The organism is Faecalicatena contorta (assembly GCF_022835095.1).
Lineage (GTDB): Bacteria > Bacillota > Clostridia > Lachnospirales > Lachnospiraceae > Faecalicatena > Faecalicatena contorta.
In genome coordinates this window covers 1625797-1643902 of the sequence record NZ_BQNQ01000001.1, presented here as the reverse complement: position 1 = coordinate 1643902, position 18106 = coordinate 1625797, and the positions used below count along the sequence as shown (strand labels likewise).

Here is an 18106-nt window from a genome sequence, read left to right as displayed (position 1 = left end):
GGAACTTTATTCTGAAAGATCTGACCGAAAGTCAATATCTTTTAATTCTTCTTCCTGTGTTTCCACATATCTTACTTTGTCCTGCAGACCGGACATAATCTGGCGCCCTCCGTTGTCTCCGGAAAGCCGCCTGAGATTGTGGAAGAACTTTTTGTCCCAGAGAACCGGATTGCCCGGCCGGCCCTGATGGCAGGCGCTGATAATCTTTCCCCTGTGGAGACCTGCAGCATTGAGTATCCGCTGGATCGTGGCCGTATGCAAAGCGGGCTGATCACATACGGAAAAAAGAATGCCCTGGATATCAGGAAACTGCTCTGTACAGGCTTCTACTCCCAGCCTGACAGAACGGGAAATCCCCAGTTCAGGCTCATCGTTTCTCACAACCCGTATCCCCTTTCGCCTTGCTTTTTCTTCAATCTCTTCATACCCCGTCACAATAAATGTTGGGAAGGCTCCGAACGCACTAATTTTGTCCAGCATATATTCAAACATCTGTCTGCCGGAAATCTGTGCCAGGAGCTTGTTTTCCCCAAACCGTGTGCTTTTTCCTGCGGCAAGCACAACAAGGGCATATTTTCCCCTCAGATGTTCATGCCGGGTTACCGCTTCCAATACCCCTCCGCCCACGGCCCTCGCTTTGTCGGAAATGGTGAAGCAGTGGGACTTCTCGCAGCGTGCATCGATATCCCCGATTTTCAGTCCTTTGCTTACACGGACGCCGGGCTGAAGCAATCCCCGGATCACGCCGCTCATCCGGGCATATACTTCTTTTCCACCGGTAACAGCAACCGCCTGGCCTTTTTCTACGATATCCCCAATGGCTGCCAGCGGCTGCATCTCCCCATCTGCTGCGGCGCGGATCAGGCGTTCTGTCGTATAACCTCCCACATCCCCCGGAATTCCGGTGTTTGGAAGCGCACTGCCAGAATAAAAAATATTCCCCAGTGTGTGCCCTCTTTTTGTTTCCACAACACAATTGCAGTCGATTCCCGCAGTAAATCCCGGGCCCACTCCAATCACAAAGGGAGCGTCTGTTATTTTGGTCCCGGTATTTCTTTTCGCCAGTATTGCATCCACAATGACATCCGGCTGAAGTCCCGCGGCTATTTTAGCGTTTGCGTCCACAATCACTGCAATGTCCCCGTCCGCCAGAACCTGTTCTGCTTCCTTTTCCGAATATACAAGAATGCCTTTCATATCCTCTACGACGGCTGTCCCCTCATAAACAGCTCTGGAAAGCGCCGCCATTCTGCGCACCGTCAGAGGGACTGCGATCTCTGTCATGACAATCTGGTGCCCGCTGTGATAGAGGCGCGAAGCGATTCCTGTTGCCAGATCTCCCGCGCCTTTGATTAGTATTCTCATCTCTGTATCTGTCTTCCTCCTGCTGTTACTGTGATCTGTGTAAATCCCCTTTTTTCTGCCAATCTGCAGATTTCCAGGGCATTTGCCTCGTCCTTCGTACCGTCTGCTTTGTTCAAAATCAGCTGATAAGACATATGGGGCATTACATGCTTTTTCCCGGCCCGGCTGTCCAGCGCCAGCTCTACAATATCTTCCTGGGTGACCGGATCCGCTTTTTGTTTTTGCAGCAGTTCGGCAGCAATCTCCGGCCGGAAACAGACTTCTTCCATGGGCTTTCCAAGGCTGTCCAGTCCGCAGACATTGATCACATGTGTGGTCTCGGGGAGCAGCACCGGCTCATGGGAAGCAGGCGCTTTGACCGGGAACCTCTTCGCACCGTCTGCCTCGATCAGAAGCGGGTATCCCATCTCTAAAACCAGCTGCAGAAACCCGCGGGGTGGAGCCTGCATTTTTCCATCACCGGCGGGAAGGCCCAGCCATACCATGCCTTCGTCAGACAGGATTCTTTCCATCTGCTCTGCCGAGGGCTCCAGAAGAAACCACGGGTAATCCCAGGCCATCATGTGGGTAGTCGTCGTCACTACAACTCTTGTTCCCCTTCGCAGATACTCCTCAGCCATCCGTGTAATCAGTGTTGTCTTGCCTCCCGCTCCTGTGAATGAGAGAACGGGAGCCGTTGACTTTTCTATATTTAATGCCTCCAGAATGGAGGGGAACTGTACCAGTTTTCCCTCCCGGTATGCTTTTATCATGTGCCGCCCTTCTTTAATTATCAGCTTCCTTCGTGACTCCATGCTTTATATACTGCCCTGCATTTTCTATTTTAATTTCCCCGTTTTCCGCTATCAGCCGGCCCCGCAGAAATACTTTTTCTGCCCTGCCTTTGATCTTAGTGCCTTCCATTGGGCAATAGTCGATGTTGGTCTGCTGTGACTCTTTTGACAGAATCCACTCTGTATCGGGATTCCATACAACAATATCTGCATCGCTTCCCGGAGAAAGCGTTCCTTTCTGTGGATACATGTGGTATAACTTTGCTGGATTTTCGGACAGATATTTGCACATCTGTTCTATGGTGATACGTCCTTCGTTTACGCCAAACTGGTAGATCAGTCCAGGACGCTCTTCTCCGCCTGGCATTCCACACGGTGTCAGACAGAAGTCTTCGGTCCCCGCACTTTTTTGTTCCAGATTAAAGCTGCAGTGGTCTGTACAGATTGTCTGGATCCTGCCCTCCGTAAGCGCCTTCCACAGCACCTCCTGATTCTTCTTTCTGCGCAGCGGCGGCGCGATCATGTATTTCCTGCCTTCCCCATCCGGCAGGGAGTACTTGCTGTCATCCATAAGGAGGTACTGGGGACAGGTTTCCACATAGACCGTCTGCCCTTCTTCCCTGCCCCGCTGGATTTCCCGGAAGCCTTCTGCCGAACTCAAATGTACCACAATGACGGGTGTATCCACACACTTCGCTATCTTAAGCAGGCGGTTGATGGCCTCCGCTTCTGCTGCCGGAGGCCTCGTTCCTGAATAATCAGAGACATCCCTGCGGTTTCCTTTTTTCCGCAGAACTTCCTCCAGCCTTGCATCTATGATTCCCTTATTTTCGCAATGTACTCCTGCGATTCCGCCGAGTTCTTTCAAACGGGACAGAATTTCATACATGGTCTTGTCATCCACGACCATATTATCGTATGTCATATATAGTTTGAAAGAAGAGATTCCCTCCGCCACAACCTGCTCCAGTTCACGGCTGATGTCCTCGTTCCAGTCAGATAGCGCCAAATGGAACGCATAGTCACAGGAGGACTGGCCATCTGCTTTTTGGTGCCAGTTATCGAGCGCCTGGGCAAGTGTCTCTCCTTTGTTCTGTGTGGCAAAATCTATGATGCAGGTGGTTCCTCCCGCAATCTCTGCCTTGGTTCCCGTGTCAAATTTGTCTGCAGTTATGGTGTTGCTGACTTCCAGAGCCATATGGGTATGTGCATCAATAAATCCCGGGAAAAGGTACTTGCCCCTGACGTCTTCTATCTCGGCGTCCCTGAATTCCAGATTTTCACCGACTGCCAGAATCTTTTCGCCTTTTACCAGGATGTCCAACTTTTTTTGTCCTTCGCCGCTGACGATGATTCCGCCTTTAAACAAACGTTTCATAACCATTCCTTCTTTCTGTCTGTGCAGGGGCGCTTATTGCCCCTGCCTGCTGTCCTGTTGCTTTTCTTTTTGACCTGCCGCTCTTGACTGCCGTGCCCCTCCTTTTATGCTGCGCTCTTTTATCCCAGGAGGTAAGGATAATCTTGAACTACTGTTTCAATCAGCTGCTGCAGTCCCTTCGGCAGCTTTGTCTCTTCTCCCTTTGTCCAGGTAAAGGTATCTCCCAGGTATCTTACCCTGCATACTGCCTCGTCTCTGTCCACTACCACAAATCCCTGGTTTTTGCTGTCTTCCATATCTTTTTCTCCGGCAAAGAGTGTGAACTTATCCAGGTAAGGGGCGCTCTCATATGGGCAGAAGCTCTTGCAGTTACCGCACTCATTGCACATATAGTCTATATGGATAATCTGATGTTTTGCCATACCCGGCACCCGAATGGCGATGTTTGCACGGTTTGGACATACTTCCACACAGTTTTCACAGATACTGGAACATCCCAGGCAGCGCTCTGTCTCTGCCTTCCCGTTCTCCATATCCCGCAGGATGCCGCGGCGGCTGTAGACCTTAGCCTCGTCCGCCTGCCTGTCGAAATCTTTCGCAAGGCTCCGTCCGATCACTGCTTCTGCCGCCTTCCTGCCGTCTCTTATGCCCTCTACTACCGTTGCCGGGCCGCCCAGGCCGTCTCCGATCACATAGATGCCTTCCAGATTTGTCTCGCAGGTTTCCGCGTTAACCATTGCTTTCCCACGCTCATTTACATGGATTCCGTTCGCCTCGTACAGCTCTGTCGGAACCTTTTCACCCACAGCGGCAATCACGGTATCTGCCAAAACTTCCCGGATCTCTTCTGTCTCAATCACACTTCTTCTGCCGGAATCGTCGAAATCCCCCAGCTTCATCACCCTGCAGATCAGTCTGCCGTCCTCCTGCCTGACCGGAGCTAACAGTTCTTTGAATTCCACGCCGTCCTCGACAGCCAGCAGCAGTTCCTCTTCATCCGCTGGCATATAGCGTTTGGTTCTTCTGTAGACCAGAGAAACCGTCTCGACGCCTTTGGTCCGTTTTGCGGCTCTGGCCGTATCCATCGCGGTGTTTCCCCCGCCGATGACAGCCACATGTTTCCCGATGTCCAGGCTGCCTTTCTTTTCTTTAAACGCTCCGAGGAACTCCAGCGCATTCATTGTCCCGCCGGCTTCCAGTTTCAGCGTGCCCGGTTTGTATGCGCCCACTGCAAATATGACCGCTCCATACCCCTGCTCTTTTAACTGCTGCGCGCTTTCTACTTTTGTGTTGTATCGAATATCAACCCCTGCTGCCTTAAGAATTTCTGCGTCTTTGTCAATGGAGCTTCCCGGGATTCTGAATTCCGGGATCACGTGGCGTACCACTCCGCCCAGGGAGCCGGTCTGCTCAAAGAGGGTAACTTCCATGCCGCCGCGTCTCAGAAAATATGCTGCCGCCATGCCTGCTGGGCCGCCTCCGATGACGGCTGCTTTCCCTTTCTCCGTCAGAGGCTTTGGCGTTACATCTGCCAGCCAGTCCTCATAGCCATTTTCTGCGGCCTCCAGCTTCATAGCCCGTATATGTACAGGTTCGTCGTAGAAGTTTCTGGTACATTTGCTCATGCAGTTATGTGCACAGATCGTTCCGGTAATAAACGGCAGCGGGTTCTTCTCTGTAATGACCTTCATTGCCTCCTCATATTTTCCGGCATTCACAAGCATCAGGTATGTGGTGATATCCTGGCTGATCGGGCAGCCTTCCTTACACGGCGCCACGAAACAGTCCAAAAGCGGTACCTCCTTGTTCATCTTGCGGGATGGGAGCGGTTTGACTGCCTTCACGTGATGGGGACTCACTATTGCAGCTTCTGCCAGCGCTTTTGATCCTTCTATGCTTACACCTTCAAATACAGCGCCCTCTGTCTCCAGGATACGGGCGATCTGGCACATTCTCTGGTATCCACCCGGCTTCAGCAGTGTAGTGGCAACGGTAACCGGCCAGATACCTGCATCCACGATGCCCTTTATATTGTAAAAATCGGCTCCTCCGGAAAAGGAGATCCTGAGTTTGCCGCCGAACTCTTCCGCCAGCTTTGCGGCCAGCGAGATGGAAAGCGGAAACAGGGATTTTCCGGACATATACATTTCTTCGCTCGGAAGCTCGTTCTGTTTGACATCTACGGGGAACGTGTTGGTAATCTTCACGCCGAATTCCAGGTTGCGCTCCTCACACACTTTCATCAGCCTAGTGAGCATCGGCACGGCATCCTTGTACTGCAGGTCATCCCTGAAGTGGAAGTCCCCGAATGCCACGTAATCATATCCCATCTCATCCATGGTCTTTCTGGCAAATTCGTATCCTAATAAGGTAGGATTACATTTGATAAAGGTGTGGAAACCCTTTTCCGTGATCAGATACATTGCAATTTTTTCAATCTCCTGCGGAGGACATCCGTGCAGTGTGGAGATCGTGACGGAGTTGCAGACCTCTGATGAGATACTCTCAATATCTTCCTCTGTCAGTTTTTGGAATCTGTCCGCATGCTCCAGGAGATATGCTTTACAATCCCTGAAAATTTCAGAATCTCCGGCATCCTTCATGACATTCAGGAAACGGTCTATCTTTGGAGACTGTATCCCCTCCAGGTCATATCCCACGCTGATGTTAAACTGGAATCCGTCCATGCTGCCAAGCTCAAACTCCTTTGCCATCACCTTGAGCAGGAACCACGCCTTTATGTATTCCTCCATTGCCTGCGGCACGTAGAGTTCCGTAGACCACTCACAGTTATAACATTCATCGTCAGCCTTGATGCACGGCTTGCTCACACATGCCGACAATTCGGCGCCGTCCATCACCTGAACGGTCTTCAGTTCAAAGAAACGGCTTCCGGTATAATAAGCGGCCGCAATATTCTGCGCCAGCTGCGTGTGCGGACCGGCTGCCGGGCCGACCGGAGTCTCCAGCGGGCGTCCGAAAATCGTCCTGTTATATCTGGAATCGGCCTGATAGGGCGCATGCTCGCCAAATACAGTGCCCGACTTCTCACGCTCCGTCATCATCCAATCTACTAAATGCCCGAAAGACATCGGGGTCATAATATCACTCATTTGCGTAAACCTCCTAAATAATCTGAATATTCTGTAAATGATGTGCAAGGGGGTCAGACCCCTCTGCAGAGGGGTCTGACCCCCTTGCACCACTTTGCCGCTTTTACTTGTTAATCCGTCCCCAAAGTTCTGCCGCCGCCTGTCTGCAGTCCGCCATCACTTTTGCTTCGTCTATATGCTGCAATTCTCTGTCCTTCATCAGGACTTTCCCGTTAGCCACTGTAGTTACTACATTCCGTCCGTTCATGCCAAACAGGATATGCCCGTTGCAGTTGTCTGCTCCGAAGGGGGTCAGCGGATCGTAATCTACGATAATGACATCCCCTGCCGCGCCCGCTTCCAGAATACCAAGTTTCTGGTCAAAGTATCTGCCTGCAATCTGAGCGTTGCCGTCAAAGAGCATCTGCGGTACCTCGCCCCATGCCGCCGCCGCATCGCATAGATGGTGTTTGTGCAAAACATTGGCTACTTTATAGGACTCCGTCATGTCGTGGGTATATCCGTCCGTCCCTAGACCGGTCAGGATTCCTCTGTGCACCAGCTCCATCGTCGGCGGGCAGCCGCAGGCGTTGCCCATGTTAGATTCTGGATTATGTACGACCATAGTGTTTGTGGCTTTAATCAGCTCCATCTCGTGTCCGTTAATATATATGCAATGGCCCAATAAGGTCTTCTCCCCCAGGATATTCCAGTCCATCAGCCTGTCAACGATACGCTTCCCATAGTGCTTCAGGCAGTGGTGCAGATCCTCGATCCCTTCTGCCACATGGATATGGTAGCCCACTCCGTCCGGCTTATTAGATGCCGCCAGTTCCATGGTTTCATCTGATATGGTAAACTGTGCGTGCATCCCCATCATTCCGGCTATCATCCCGCTTCCGTCCTGCTGGGCATGGCGGATAAATTCTGCATTTTCCATCACAGATTCCCTTGCCTTCTCCCTGCCGTCCCGGTCGGATATCTCATAGCACAGGCAGGAACGCACCCCTGTCTCCTTAGCTGCTTTTTCTATATGGAATAAAGACTCCCGGATTGATCCAAAGCTGGCATGGTGGTCAAATATGGTTGTCACTCCGTTCTTAATACAATCAATATACGTAGCCATAGCGCTCAAATATGTATCCTGCAGCGTGAGATTCCTGTCTATAGTCCACCACATGCCGTCCAGAATATCCAGAAATCCCTTCGGGTCATATCCCTTTACAGAAAGTCCTCTTGCAAAGGCACTGTAAATATGTTCGTGAGCATTAATAAATGCCGGCATAATTACTTTTCCTCCGGCATCAATAAATTCCGCCTCCGGATATGCCGCTCTGACTTCACCTGAGGCTCCCACCTTTTGGATGGTGCTTCCCTCGATCGCCACAGCGCCGTTTTCCAGATACGGATTCTTCTCGTCACGCGTGATTACCCTGCCGTTTCCTAAAATAAGCATACTATTCGTCTCCTTTTCTTAATGAAATGTTCTAAAGGTTTCCGGTGCATGTCACCGCGTATACAAATTCTACAAGGGGGTTGGTTTCCTTGCACGTCGCACTATATTTTGTATATCCTTTTGTAAAAACAGACCATTCTTTTTCGCACAGATTTTTAAGGACTGCTTTTGTTGTATATAGAATACCATTTATATAAGATAATTGCAATACAGAATCTCAAAAAAATTTAGGTAACCTAAAAAATTTTTAGAAAAAGTATTGATTTAATTTTTTTTTATGCTATGATGAGTTTAGAAGCAAAAAGTTTTCGGGATAATTTCCCATACTCACACGCGAAAGGAATGGTAACTTTGAGCCAGAAATTAGACTTATTAAAGCAGATCGCCCACGGCCTTGCCGTACAGTTTGGCAGTTCCTGTGAGATTGTTATCCACGATCTGAGAAAGAAAGAACTGGACAGCTCCATTGTCTATATCGAGAATGGGCATGTATCCAACAGAAAGCTTGGCGACGGTCCATCCAGCGTGGTTCTGGAGACACTGAGCCGGAAGCCGTCACAGATACAGGACCGTCTTTCCTATCTCACCAAGACAGAAGACGGTAGGATTCTCAAATCCAGCACCATGTATATCAGGGATGATGATGACAGCATCGCTTACATATTTTCTCTCAACTATGACATCACCTCACTGCTCACTGTCGAATCTGCCATCCATTCATTAATCAGCACGGAACAAAAAAAGGAACAGGAAACCGATAACAAACAGCCGCAAAAAATCACCCACAATGTAAACGAGCTGCTGGACACCCTGATCGAACAGGCGCTTGCACTCGTTGGCAAACCGGTTGCTATCATGAATAAGGATGACAAAGTCGCAGTCGTTCAGTACCTGAACAACGCCGGCGCATTTCTGATCACTAAATCCGGAGACAAAATTGCTTCTCTTTTGGGAATTTCAAAATTCACACTTTATAGTTACATGGACGCAGGCAAATAGATAGGAGGTTTTCACACATGGAATCAATCAAATGGGCAGTGAACCATATGCCTAAAACAGACGATGCACAACTGAAGGTTATGGCGCTTAGCGAGGTCGAAAAAGCAAGGGCCTTTCATGAAAGCTTTCCGCAGTACAGCATCACCCCGCTTGCCAGGCTGGATAAGATGGCCGAACGGCTGGGCTTGAAGGAAGTATACGTAAAGGATGAATCTTACCGGTTTGGCCTCAATGCTTTCAAGGTACTGGGCGGCTCATTCGCAATGGCGCGTTATATCGCCAAACAGGTTGGTAAGGATGTTTCTGAGCTTCCTTATCAGGTGCTGACTTCCGAAGAACTGAAAAAGGAATTCGGCCAGGCAACCTTCTTCACGGCTACAGACGGCAACCACGGACGCGGCGTTGCGTGGGCAGCCAATAAGCTGGGGCAGAAAGCCGTCGTGCTGATGCCCAAGGGCACCACACAGACCCGCCTCAATAATATTCTCGCTGAAGGCGCACAGGCGACGATCGAGGAATATAACTATGATGAGTGTGTACGCATGGCCGCAGACATGGCATCGAAGACTGATAACGGCATTATGGTGCAGGATACTGCATGGGACGGCTACGAAGAGATTCCGGCCTGGATCATGCAGGGATACGGGACCATGGCAATGGAGGCAAATGAACAGCTGAAGGAATACGGCTGCGGCAGACCAACCCACGTATTTATCCAGGCAGGCGTGGGATCTCTTGCAGGAGCTGTGCAGGGATATTTTGCCAACCGTTATCCGGAGAATCCGCCGAAAGTAATCGTTGTGGAGGCCAAAGCCGCTGCCTGCCTCTACAAGGGCGCTGCCCTGGGGGACGGAAGCATCCAGATCGTGGATGGGGATATGGTGACAATCATGGCTGGGCTGGCCTGCGGAGAACCGAACACGATCTCCTGGGATATCCTGAAGAACCATGTGGATACATTTATCGCAGCGCCTGACTGGGTAGCCGCTAAAGGCATGCGTATGCTGGCGGCGCCGGTAAAGGGAGACGCACCTGTTACTTCCGGGGAATCCGGAGCTGCACCGTTCGGTGCGCTGGCGTGCATCATGTGTATGGATGAATATAAAGACTTAAGAGAGCATCTTGGACTGAACGAAGAGTCCAGAGTCTTGCTCTTCTCCACCGAAGGAGATACAGATCCGCAGAGATACGAATCCATCGTGTGGGGCGGAAATGACCGTTAAACTAAGCAATTTCAATATTATAAATTCTAAAAAGGAGAAGTAATCATGGATTTTAACAAAATCAAAGAAGCTGCACAAGGTTATCAGGCTGACATGACCAAATTTTTGAGGGACATTGTAAAATTCCCGGGCGAGAGCTGTGATGAGAAAGCGCACATCCAACGTATCGCCGAAGAGATGAGAAGCCTGGGGTTTGACAAGGTGGAAATCGATCCCCAGGGAAATGTTCTTGGCTACATGGGAACAGGTGAAAAGATCATAGGATTTGACGCCCACATCGACACTGTAGGTATCGGGAATATCGAGAACTGGACTTTCGATCCATACGAAGGATATGAAAACGACGAAGAGATCGGCGGCCGCGGTGTATCCGACCAATGCGGCGGTATTGTCTCTGCAGTATACGGGGCAAAGATTATGAAAGACCTGGGACTGCTGAACGACAAATACACCGTTCTCGTAACCGGAACTGTCCAGGAGGAAGACTGTGACGGTCTCTGCTGGCAGTATATTATTAATGAAGATAAGGTTCGCCCGGAATTCGTTGTATCGACAGAGCCGACAGACGGCGGAATCTACCGCGGGCAGCGAGGACGCATGGAGATCCGTGTGGATGTCAAAGGCGTCTCCTGCCACGGTTCTGCACCGGAGCGCGGTGACAATGCAATCTATAAGATGGCCGATATCCTGCAGGATATCCGTGCGTTAAATGAAAATGATGCTGCGGAAGGCACCGAGATCAAAGGCCTCGTCAAGATGCTGGATGAGAAGTTCAATCCGGAATGGAAAGAAGCACGTTTCCTGGGCAGAGGAACTGTCACAACATCCGAGATCTTCTTTACCTCTCCCAGCCGCTGTGCAGTGGCCGACTCCTGCTCCGTATCTTTGGACCGCCGCATGACAGCAGGCGAGACTTGGGAGAGCTGCCTGGATGAGATCCGCGCACTTCCAAGCGTGAAAAAATATGGTGATGACGTAAAAGTTTCCATGTATAACTACGACAGGCCCTCCTACACAGGTCTTACCTATCCGATCGAGTGCTATTTCCCGACTTGGGTAATCCCTGAGGATCACGCCGTAACAAAAGCACTCGAGGAAGCATACACCAGCCTCTACGGCGACACCAGAATCGGAACCGCAGAGACGGAGGCAATGAGAAAAGCCCGCCCGTTAACCGACAAATGGACCTTCTCGACAAACGGCGTATCCATCATGGGAAGAAATGGAATCCCGTGCATCGGATTTGGACCTGGCGCAGAGGCACAGGCTCATGCTCCAAACGAGAAAACATGGAAAGCAGATTTGGTAGTATGTGCTGCTGTATATGCTGCACTGCCGACGTTATATTGCAAATAATTTAACAAACTGGTGCAAGGGGGTCAGACCCCTCTGCAGAGGGGTCTGACCCCCTTGAACACCATATTCAGAATATTCACAAAATTTAGGAGGATTTTACGATGAAAACATTACAGGATTACATTGATAAGCTGAACGCACTGAACTTTAAAGAAATGTACAATGGAGACTTTTTTCTGACATGGGAGAAGACAGATGATGAACTGGAAGCAGTATTCACTCTTGCCGACGCACTTCGTTTTATGAGAGAAAACAATATCTCCACAAAAGTATTTGAGAGCGGACTCGGCATCTCTCTCTTCCGCGATAATTCTACACGTACCCGGTTTTCTTTTGCTTCTGCCTGCAACCTGCTGGGACTCGAAGTTCAGGATCTGGATGAAGGAAAATCACAGGTAGCCCACGGCGAGACCGTCCGCGAGACAGCAAATATGATCTCTTTCATGGCTGACGTTATCGGTATCCGTGATGATATGTACATCGGCAAGGGAAATGCCTATATGCATGAAGTGGTTGACTCTGTAACTCAGGGCAATAAAGACGGCATTCTGGAACAGAAACCGACACTTGTCAATCTGCAGTGTGACATCGACCACCCGACACAGGCGATGGCAGATATGCTTCATATCATCCACCAGTTCGGCGGCGTTGAGAATCTGAAGGGCAAGAAACTGGCCATGACATGGGCTTACTCTCCATCTTATGGAAAACCGCTGTCCGTTCCCCAGGGTATCATCGGTCTGATGACACGTTTTGGGATGGATGTTGTCCTGGCTCATCCTGAGGGATACGAAGTATTCCCGGAAGTAGAAGCCGTTGCTGCGGACAATGCTAAAAAGTCCGGCGGTACCTTCACAAAAACAAACGATATGGCAGAGGCTTTCAAAGACGCAGATATCGTATATCCGAAGAGCTGGGCTCCTTTCGCTGCCATGGAAAAACGTACAGAGCTCTATGGAAACGGTGACTTCGACGGCATCTCGAAACTGGAGAAGGAACTTCTTGCACAGAATGCTGAGCACAAAGACTGGGCCTGCACAGAAGAACTTATGGCAACTACCAAAGACGGAAAGGCACTCTACATGCACTGCCTGCCGGCTGACATCACAGGCGTAAGCTGCGAAACCGGAGAAGTGGACGCCAGCGTATTCGACCGCTACAGAGATCCTCTCTACAAAGAAGCAAGCTACAAACCATACATCATCGCTGCCATGATCTTCCTCGCAAAATTCGCAGATCCTGCCGATGTTTTAAAAAGACTGGAAGAAAAAGGCACTCCACGAGTTTTCGAATAAACCCTTGCGGTACCGTAAACATAAAAAGCAGCACACACAGGCAGTAACTGGTAACCGTTCAGACAGGTCTGCGCATTTACTGCGCAGACCGTACGAGAACATATTGGTTGCAGGCATTCAGCCCTTCGCCGCAGGCGAATTTTAATGGGCTGGATGCGTAACAGTTCAGGCCTGTCTGAACTGTTACAGTAACTGGTATAATAAGAAGAAAAACATTAGGAGGTATTTGACATGTTAAAATATGTTGATACAAAAAACGCACCAGCAGCAATCGGACCATATTCACAGGGTATCATCGTAAATGATATCGCTTTCTTTTCAGGCCAGATCCCGCTCTCACCTGAAACCGGCGAAGTAGCAGGCACAACAATCCAGGAGCAGACTGAACAGGTAATGAAGAATGTAGCCGCCCTTCTGGAAAGTCAGGGTGCAGACTTCAAAGACGTTGTGAAAACCACCTGTTTCCTCGCGGATATGGGCGACTTTGCAGCATTCAATGAGATATACGCAAAGTATTTTGTAGGAAAACCGGCGCGTTCCTGTGTTGCCGTAAAGGATCTGCCAAAAGGAGTTCTTTGTGAAGTAGAAACCATCGCTTATGTCGGAGGAAAATAAAATGGCAAAAAAGAAACGCATCGTCATCGCGCTGGGCGGAAACGCCCTTGGCAATACCCTGCCCGAGCAGATGACGGCAGTAAAGATTACTGCACGTGCCATTGTAGACCTGATTGAAGAGGGCTGTGAGGTCGTGGTCGCACACGGCAACGGCCCACAGGTCGGAATGGTAAATAACGCAATGCTGGCGCTCACCCACGAAGACCCGCTGCAGCCCAACACGCCGCTGTCCGTCTGCGTGGCAATGAGCCAGGCATACATAGGCTACGACCTGCAGAATGCTCTGCGCGAAGAACTGCTGAACCGCGGCATCAAAGATATCCCGGTGGCAACCATGATCACACAGGTGCGCGTTGACGCGGACGACCCGGCGTTTAATAATCCCGCCAAGCCCATCGGCCGTTTCCTCACAAAAGAACAGGCCGATGATATGGCAGAGAAATATGACTATGTCATGAAAGAAGATGCGGGGCGAGGTTACCGCCGAGTGGTAGCATCACCGAGACCACAGGAGATCATTGAAATCGGAACGATCCGTACCATGGTAGAATCGGGTGATCTTGTCATTGCATGCGGCGGCGGCGGAATTCCCGTAACCCGCCAGGGAAACCACCTAAAAGGCGCCAGCGCCGTGATTGACAAAGATTTTGCCAGCAGCCTGCTCGCACGGGAACTGGATGCAGATTTTTTGATCATCCTGACCGCAGTCGAAAAAGTGGCAATTAACTATGGGAAGCCGAACGAGAAATGGCTCGATCATATCACTGCAGAGGAAGCAAAACAGTACATGTCTGAGGGACATTTTGCCCCCGGATCTATGCTGCCTAAGGTACAGGCTGCCGTAGAATTCGCGGAATCCGCGCCGGGACGCCAGGCTCTGATTACCCTTCTTGAAAAAGCCAAAGACGGAATCAAGGGAACCACAGGCACCAGAATCAGTCAGGCTTAAAAGGGGGATAAACGCATGAAAAAAGAAGTGACCCGTTCCACTATATTTGACCTTAACGGTGTGCCTAATTTCAAACAGGCCTTTCCTCTTGCCCTCCAGCACGTTGTTGCGATGATTGTGGGTTGTGTAACGCCTGCAATCATCGTTGCTGGAGTCGGCGGCCTGTCTGAAAGCGACTCCGTAATACTGATCCAGGCAGCGCTGATCGTATCCGCGCTGTCCACATTACTCCAGCTGTTTCCATTTATTAAAACAAAGTGGATTGCTATCGGCTCGGGACTTCCTGTCATCATGGGCATCAGCTTTGCCTACCTGCCCAGCATGCAGTCTATCGCCTCAGACTTTGATATCCCCACCATTCTTGGGGCACAGATTGTCGGCGGCTGCGTGGCAATTCTGGTAGGTATCTTTATAAAAAAAATCCGCAGGTTTTTCCCGCCTTTGATTGCCGGGACTGTGGTATTCACAATTGGCCTTTCCCTGTACCCTACCGCCATCAATTATATGGCCGGCGGAACAGGCAGCCCGGACTATGGTTCCTGGCAGAACTGGCTGGTTGCGATCATAACACTTGCAATCGTAACCATATTAAACCACTACGGAAAAGGAATCTGGAAGCTGGCCTCCATCCTGATCGGAATCATTGGAGGATACATCGTAGCCCTGTGCTTCGGAATGGTAGACTTTACTCCCATCGGCCAGGCCTCCGCTTTCCAGCTCCCCATGCCGCTTCACTTTGGAATCAAGTTTGAGATCTCCTCCTGCGTAGCGATCGGACTGTTATTCGCCATCAACGCCATCCAGGCCATCGGAGATTTTTCAGCCACCACAAGCGGCGGATTAAACCGTATGCCATCCAGCAATGAGCTGCAGGGCGGAATCGTCGGCTACGGAATCACCAACATCATAGGCGCACTCCTGGGCGGCCTTCCCACGGCAACCTACAGCCAGAACGTCGGGATCGTTGCTACGACAAAAGTCGTCAACCGCTGCGTCCTCGGCCTTGCCGCGGTCATCCTGCTGGTAGCAGGCCTGATTCCCAAGTTTTCATCCCTGCTGACCACCATACCTTACAGTGTCCTTGGCGGTGCAACCGTATCCGTATTCGCCTCCATTGCCATGACAGGTATGAAACTGATCAACACAGAAAATATGTCCTACCGCAACACATCCATCGTAGGACTCGCCGCCGCGCTGGGAATGGGAATCTCACAGGCAAGCGGCGCGCTGGCGTCATTCCCGGACTGGTTTGTCACCATATTCGGAAAATCACCGGTCGTAATCGCAACACTCATAGCGGTCCTGCTAAACATCATCCTGCCCAGAGACAAAGAGGTTCCGCTGGAAGCGGCTCCGGATGATGCAGGTAGTGGAGACGCTAAGTAAAAGGTGAGGCAGGCTCCGGGGGAGCTGTCCATGCCATTTCAATGTCCTGTCCGTTTGCGGAGAATCCGTAAGAGAAAAACCAGGGAACTTGGAGGGTGCTTGCCGCAGTTGGCCCGAATGCCGATGCATTCGCGCCGCCGGCGGCAAGCACCCTCCAAGTTCCCTGTTTTTTCTCTAACGGATTCTAACCGCGCTCTCTATGGACTTTGAAATGGCATGGACAGCTCCCCCGGAGTCTGCCTCGCCTTTTACTTAGCTTCGTCCGCACCGGACAGCAATTGGGAAGCCGCTTAAGAATGGCGGTGTGACGGGGCCAGCGTATAGAAATGGTAAAACGGCTCGTGTTCGATCCAGTAGGTTTAGGTTGGAAATATGGAGGATATGCAAAGGGGGACTGTTTGGCAGGCTCGTGTTCGGGCAGCTTACAGTGCCCGCTCTCGCGGTTGGATGAATTGCTGGGGAGTTTTTATGTATCGGTTAGGCGGTTTAATACGCTGGTTCCGTTTGGCGGCTCCTTCTGGGCTGCCGGACTCCCGATTGGAGGCACCCAGCCTGTCTGAAACGGGGAGCGTGCTGCCGCCGGGATAAAAGGGTATGGGGGCTGGGAGTTTAGAACACATGGTTTAGAAGTACTTACGTAAAAGATGCCGCCCACGAGGGATGGGAAATGATTTTCCAAAATCATTTCCCATTCCAACTAAAGCCAGAAAGCATCAGGCTTTCTGGCTGCATGTTGGATGTGCCCTCGTGGGCGGCGTCTTTTATGTTAGTACTTCTCCATAAGTGGGTTACTCCCAGCCTCCATACCCTTTTATCCCGGCGGCAGCACGCTCCCCGTTTCAGACAGGCGACCTCCCCTGCATTGTTTTCTCTACCGCGTTGAGGATGTTTTCGTAGCCGGTGCATCTGCATAAATGGCCGGACAGTAATTTCCTTAGTTCTTCTCTTGTGTATTGTTTTCCGGACTCGAGGATCTCTACTGCGCTCATGATGATTCCGGGGGTGCAGAAGCCGCATTGTACTGCTGCTTCGTCTATGAAGGCCTGCTGGATATCGGAGAGTTCTCCTCCGGGGCCCATGAGGCCTTCCAGTGTTCGGATTTCTTTTCCATCGGCCCATACAGCCAGGTAGATGCAGGAGTTGTAGCATTCTCCGTCTATGATGACGTTGCAGGCTCCGCATTCTCCTACTTCACAGCCTTTTTTTACGCTGGTCAGACGGTAGTCGTTACGGAGCATGTCTGTCAGAGATGCCCTTACATCTACCATGGTTTCGCGCTTTTCTCCGTTGATTGTGCATGTTACGAGCTTATATTGCTTTTCACTCATGATAAACACCTCCTGCCAGACGGATTGACTCTTTCAGGGCCCGTTTGCACAGGACCTTTGAGATGTGTTCCCGGAAGGCCTTGCTGGCTCTCCAGCTGTCTCTTGGGGTTACGTCTTCCAATACAGTGTCACCGATTAATTCTATAGTAGAATCTTCGATCTGCCGGCCTTTGCCCGCCTGTTCTGCGTGGACGGCACGCATGGGAATCGGGCCGGCTACACCGTAGGCGATCCTTACATCTTCTATTTGCTTTTTGTCTTCGGAAAGCTTTACGTTAACCGAACAGCCGAGGGTTGCTATGTCCATGGCTCCCCGCATGGCGTACTTAATGTAATGCCCGCAGTATCCCACGTACGACTTACGGGGGATGAGGATACCTGTCTGTATCTCTGCCGGCCTTAAATCGACTTTTCCTGCTTTGATGTAGAATTCCCGGATCGGCAGCTTCCGGATCCCTTCCGGGCCGGTCAGTTCGACGATTGCATCCCATGCAAAAAGTGTGGACGCAGAGTCTGCTGAGGTAACTCCGTTGCAGGTATTGCCTCCTATGGTACCGATATTGCGAATCTGAGGGCCTCCTACCTTGTCTACGGCCTCCCCCAGTACATTGATATATTTTTGTATAACCGGATCTTTTGTTATATGGGAAAAGCTGGTCAGGGAACCGATGCGGATGGTCCCGTTCTCCTCCAGTTTTACCCCGCGCAGTTCATCCAGGCCAAACAGACTTACCAGCTCTGCTCCTGCGCGCTTGCCCTCTCTCATCTGTACCAGAACGTCGCTTCCACCGGCAATGATCTGGGCCTGCGGATGCTCCTGAAGCAGTGCAATGGCATGGGTCACGCTCTCTGCCTCGTACAGCGCTTTCATATCATACATATCTCGTATCC

Annotated in this window: 14 protein-coding genes; 7 read left to right on the top strand and 7 right to left on the bottom strand. The window is 50.8% G+C overall.

Features of this window, described 5'->3' with window-relative positions; genetic code table 11:
* Positions 1-6 precede the first annotated feature (6 nt).
* The 5 genes from yqeB to ssnA form a co-directional block, all read right to left on the bottom strand.
* Complete coding sequence (gene yqeB / locus MWG26_RS07230; RefSeq protein ID WP_025655349.1) at positions 7-1365, bottom strand: selenium-dependent molybdenum cofactor biosynthesis protein YqeB; 1359 nt, start codon at positions 1363-1365, stop codon at positions 7-9.
* A complete protein-coding gene (yqeC, locus tag MWG26_RS07225) occupies positions 1362-2117 on the bottom strand; it encodes a selenium cofactor biosynthesis protein YqeC (RefSeq protein WP_181969562.1) in 756 nt (251 codons plus the stop codon). The genes yqeB and yqeC overlap by 4 nt, the downstream gene beginning before the upstream one ends.
* A gap of 13 nt (positions 2118-2130) precedes the next feature.
* Entirely contained in the window at positions 2131-3516 is a 1386-nt protein-coding gene (gene hydA, locus MWG26_RS07220) for a dihydropyrimidinase (RefSeq protein WP_025655347.1), read from the bottom strand.
* A 119-nt stretch (positions 3517-3635) separates the two neighbouring features.
* Entirely contained in the window at positions 3636-6629 is a 2994-nt protein-coding gene (gene ygfK / locus MWG26_RS07215) for a putative selenate reductase subunit YgfK (RefSeq protein WP_117440723.1), read from the bottom strand.
* A 103-nt stretch (positions 6630-6732) separates the two neighbouring features.
* Positions 6733-8064 (bottom strand): putative aminohydrolase SsnA, encoded by a 1332-nt coding sequence (gene ssnA / locus MWG26_RS07210; protein ID WP_025655346.1) that lies wholly within the window; start codon positions 8062-8064, stop codon positions 6733-6735.
* Between the two features lie 351 nt (positions 8065-8415).
* Here ssnA and MWG26_RS07205 point away from each other — a divergent pair, with 351 nt between their 5' ends.
* The 7 genes from MWG26_RS07205 (at position 8416) to MWG26_RS07175 (ending at position 15887) form a co-directional block, all read left to right on the top strand.
* Positions 8416-9063: a helix-turn-helix transcriptional regulator gene (locus MWG26_RS07205; RefSeq protein ID WP_025655345.1), complete on the top strand. Its 648-nt coding sequence runs from the start codon at positions 8416-8418 to the stop codon at positions 9061-9063.
* 17 nt (positions 9064-9080) lie between these two features.
* Complete coding sequence (dpaL, locus tag MWG26_RS07200; protein WP_025655344.1) at positions 9081-10286, top strand: diaminopropionate ammonia-lyase; 1206 nt, start codon at positions 9081-9083, stop codon at positions 10284-10286.
* 45 nt (positions 10287-10331) lie between these two features.
* Entirely contained in the window at positions 10332-11642 is a 1311-nt protein-coding gene (locus MWG26_RS07195; RefSeq protein WP_025655343.1) for a YgeY family selenium metabolism-linked hydrolase, read from the top strand.
* Positions 11643-11743: 101 nt separating this feature from the next.
* Positions 11744-12937, top strand: a complete 1194-nt coding sequence (gene ygeW, locus MWG26_RS07190; RefSeq protein ID WP_025655342.1) for a knotted carbamoyltransferase YgeW — start codon at positions 11744-11746, stop codon at positions 12935-12937.
* A 231-nt stretch (positions 12938-13168) separates the two neighbouring features.
* Complete coding sequence (locus tag MWG26_RS07185) at positions 13169-13552, top strand: RidA family protein (RefSeq protein WP_025655341.1); 384 nt, start codon at positions 13169-13171, stop codon at positions 13550-13552.
* Position 13553: 1 nt separating this feature from the next.
* Positions 13554-14501 carry a carbamate kinase gene (gene arcC, locus MWG26_RS07180; protein ID WP_025655340.1) on the top strand — a complete coding sequence of 316 codons (948 nt, stop codon included), beginning with the start codon at positions 13554-13556 and terminating at the stop codon, positions 14499-14501.
* Between the two features lie 15 nt (positions 14502-14516).
* Positions 14517-15887, top strand: coding sequence for a uracil-xanthine permease family protein (locus MWG26_RS07175; protein WP_117440724.1), 1371 nt, complete (start codon positions 14517-14519; stop codon positions 15885-15887).
* Between the two features lie 839 nt (positions 15888-16726).
* Here the strand turns inward: MWG26_RS07175 and xdhC are convergent.
* On the bottom strand, positions 16727-17215 hold the full coding sequence (xdhC, locus tag MWG26_RS07170) for a xanthine dehydrogenase subunit XdhC (protein WP_025655339.1): 489 nt from the start codon (positions 17213-17215) through the stop codon (positions 16727-16729).
* Positions 17208-18095: a xanthine dehydrogenase subunit XdhB gene (xdhB, locus tag MWG26_RS07165; protein ID WP_025655338.1), complete on the bottom strand. Its 888-nt coding sequence runs from the start codon at positions 18093-18095 to the stop codon at positions 17208-17210. Before xdhB ends, xdhC begins: the two co-directional genes overlap by 8 nt.
* Positions 18096-18106 lie beyond the last annotated feature (11 nt).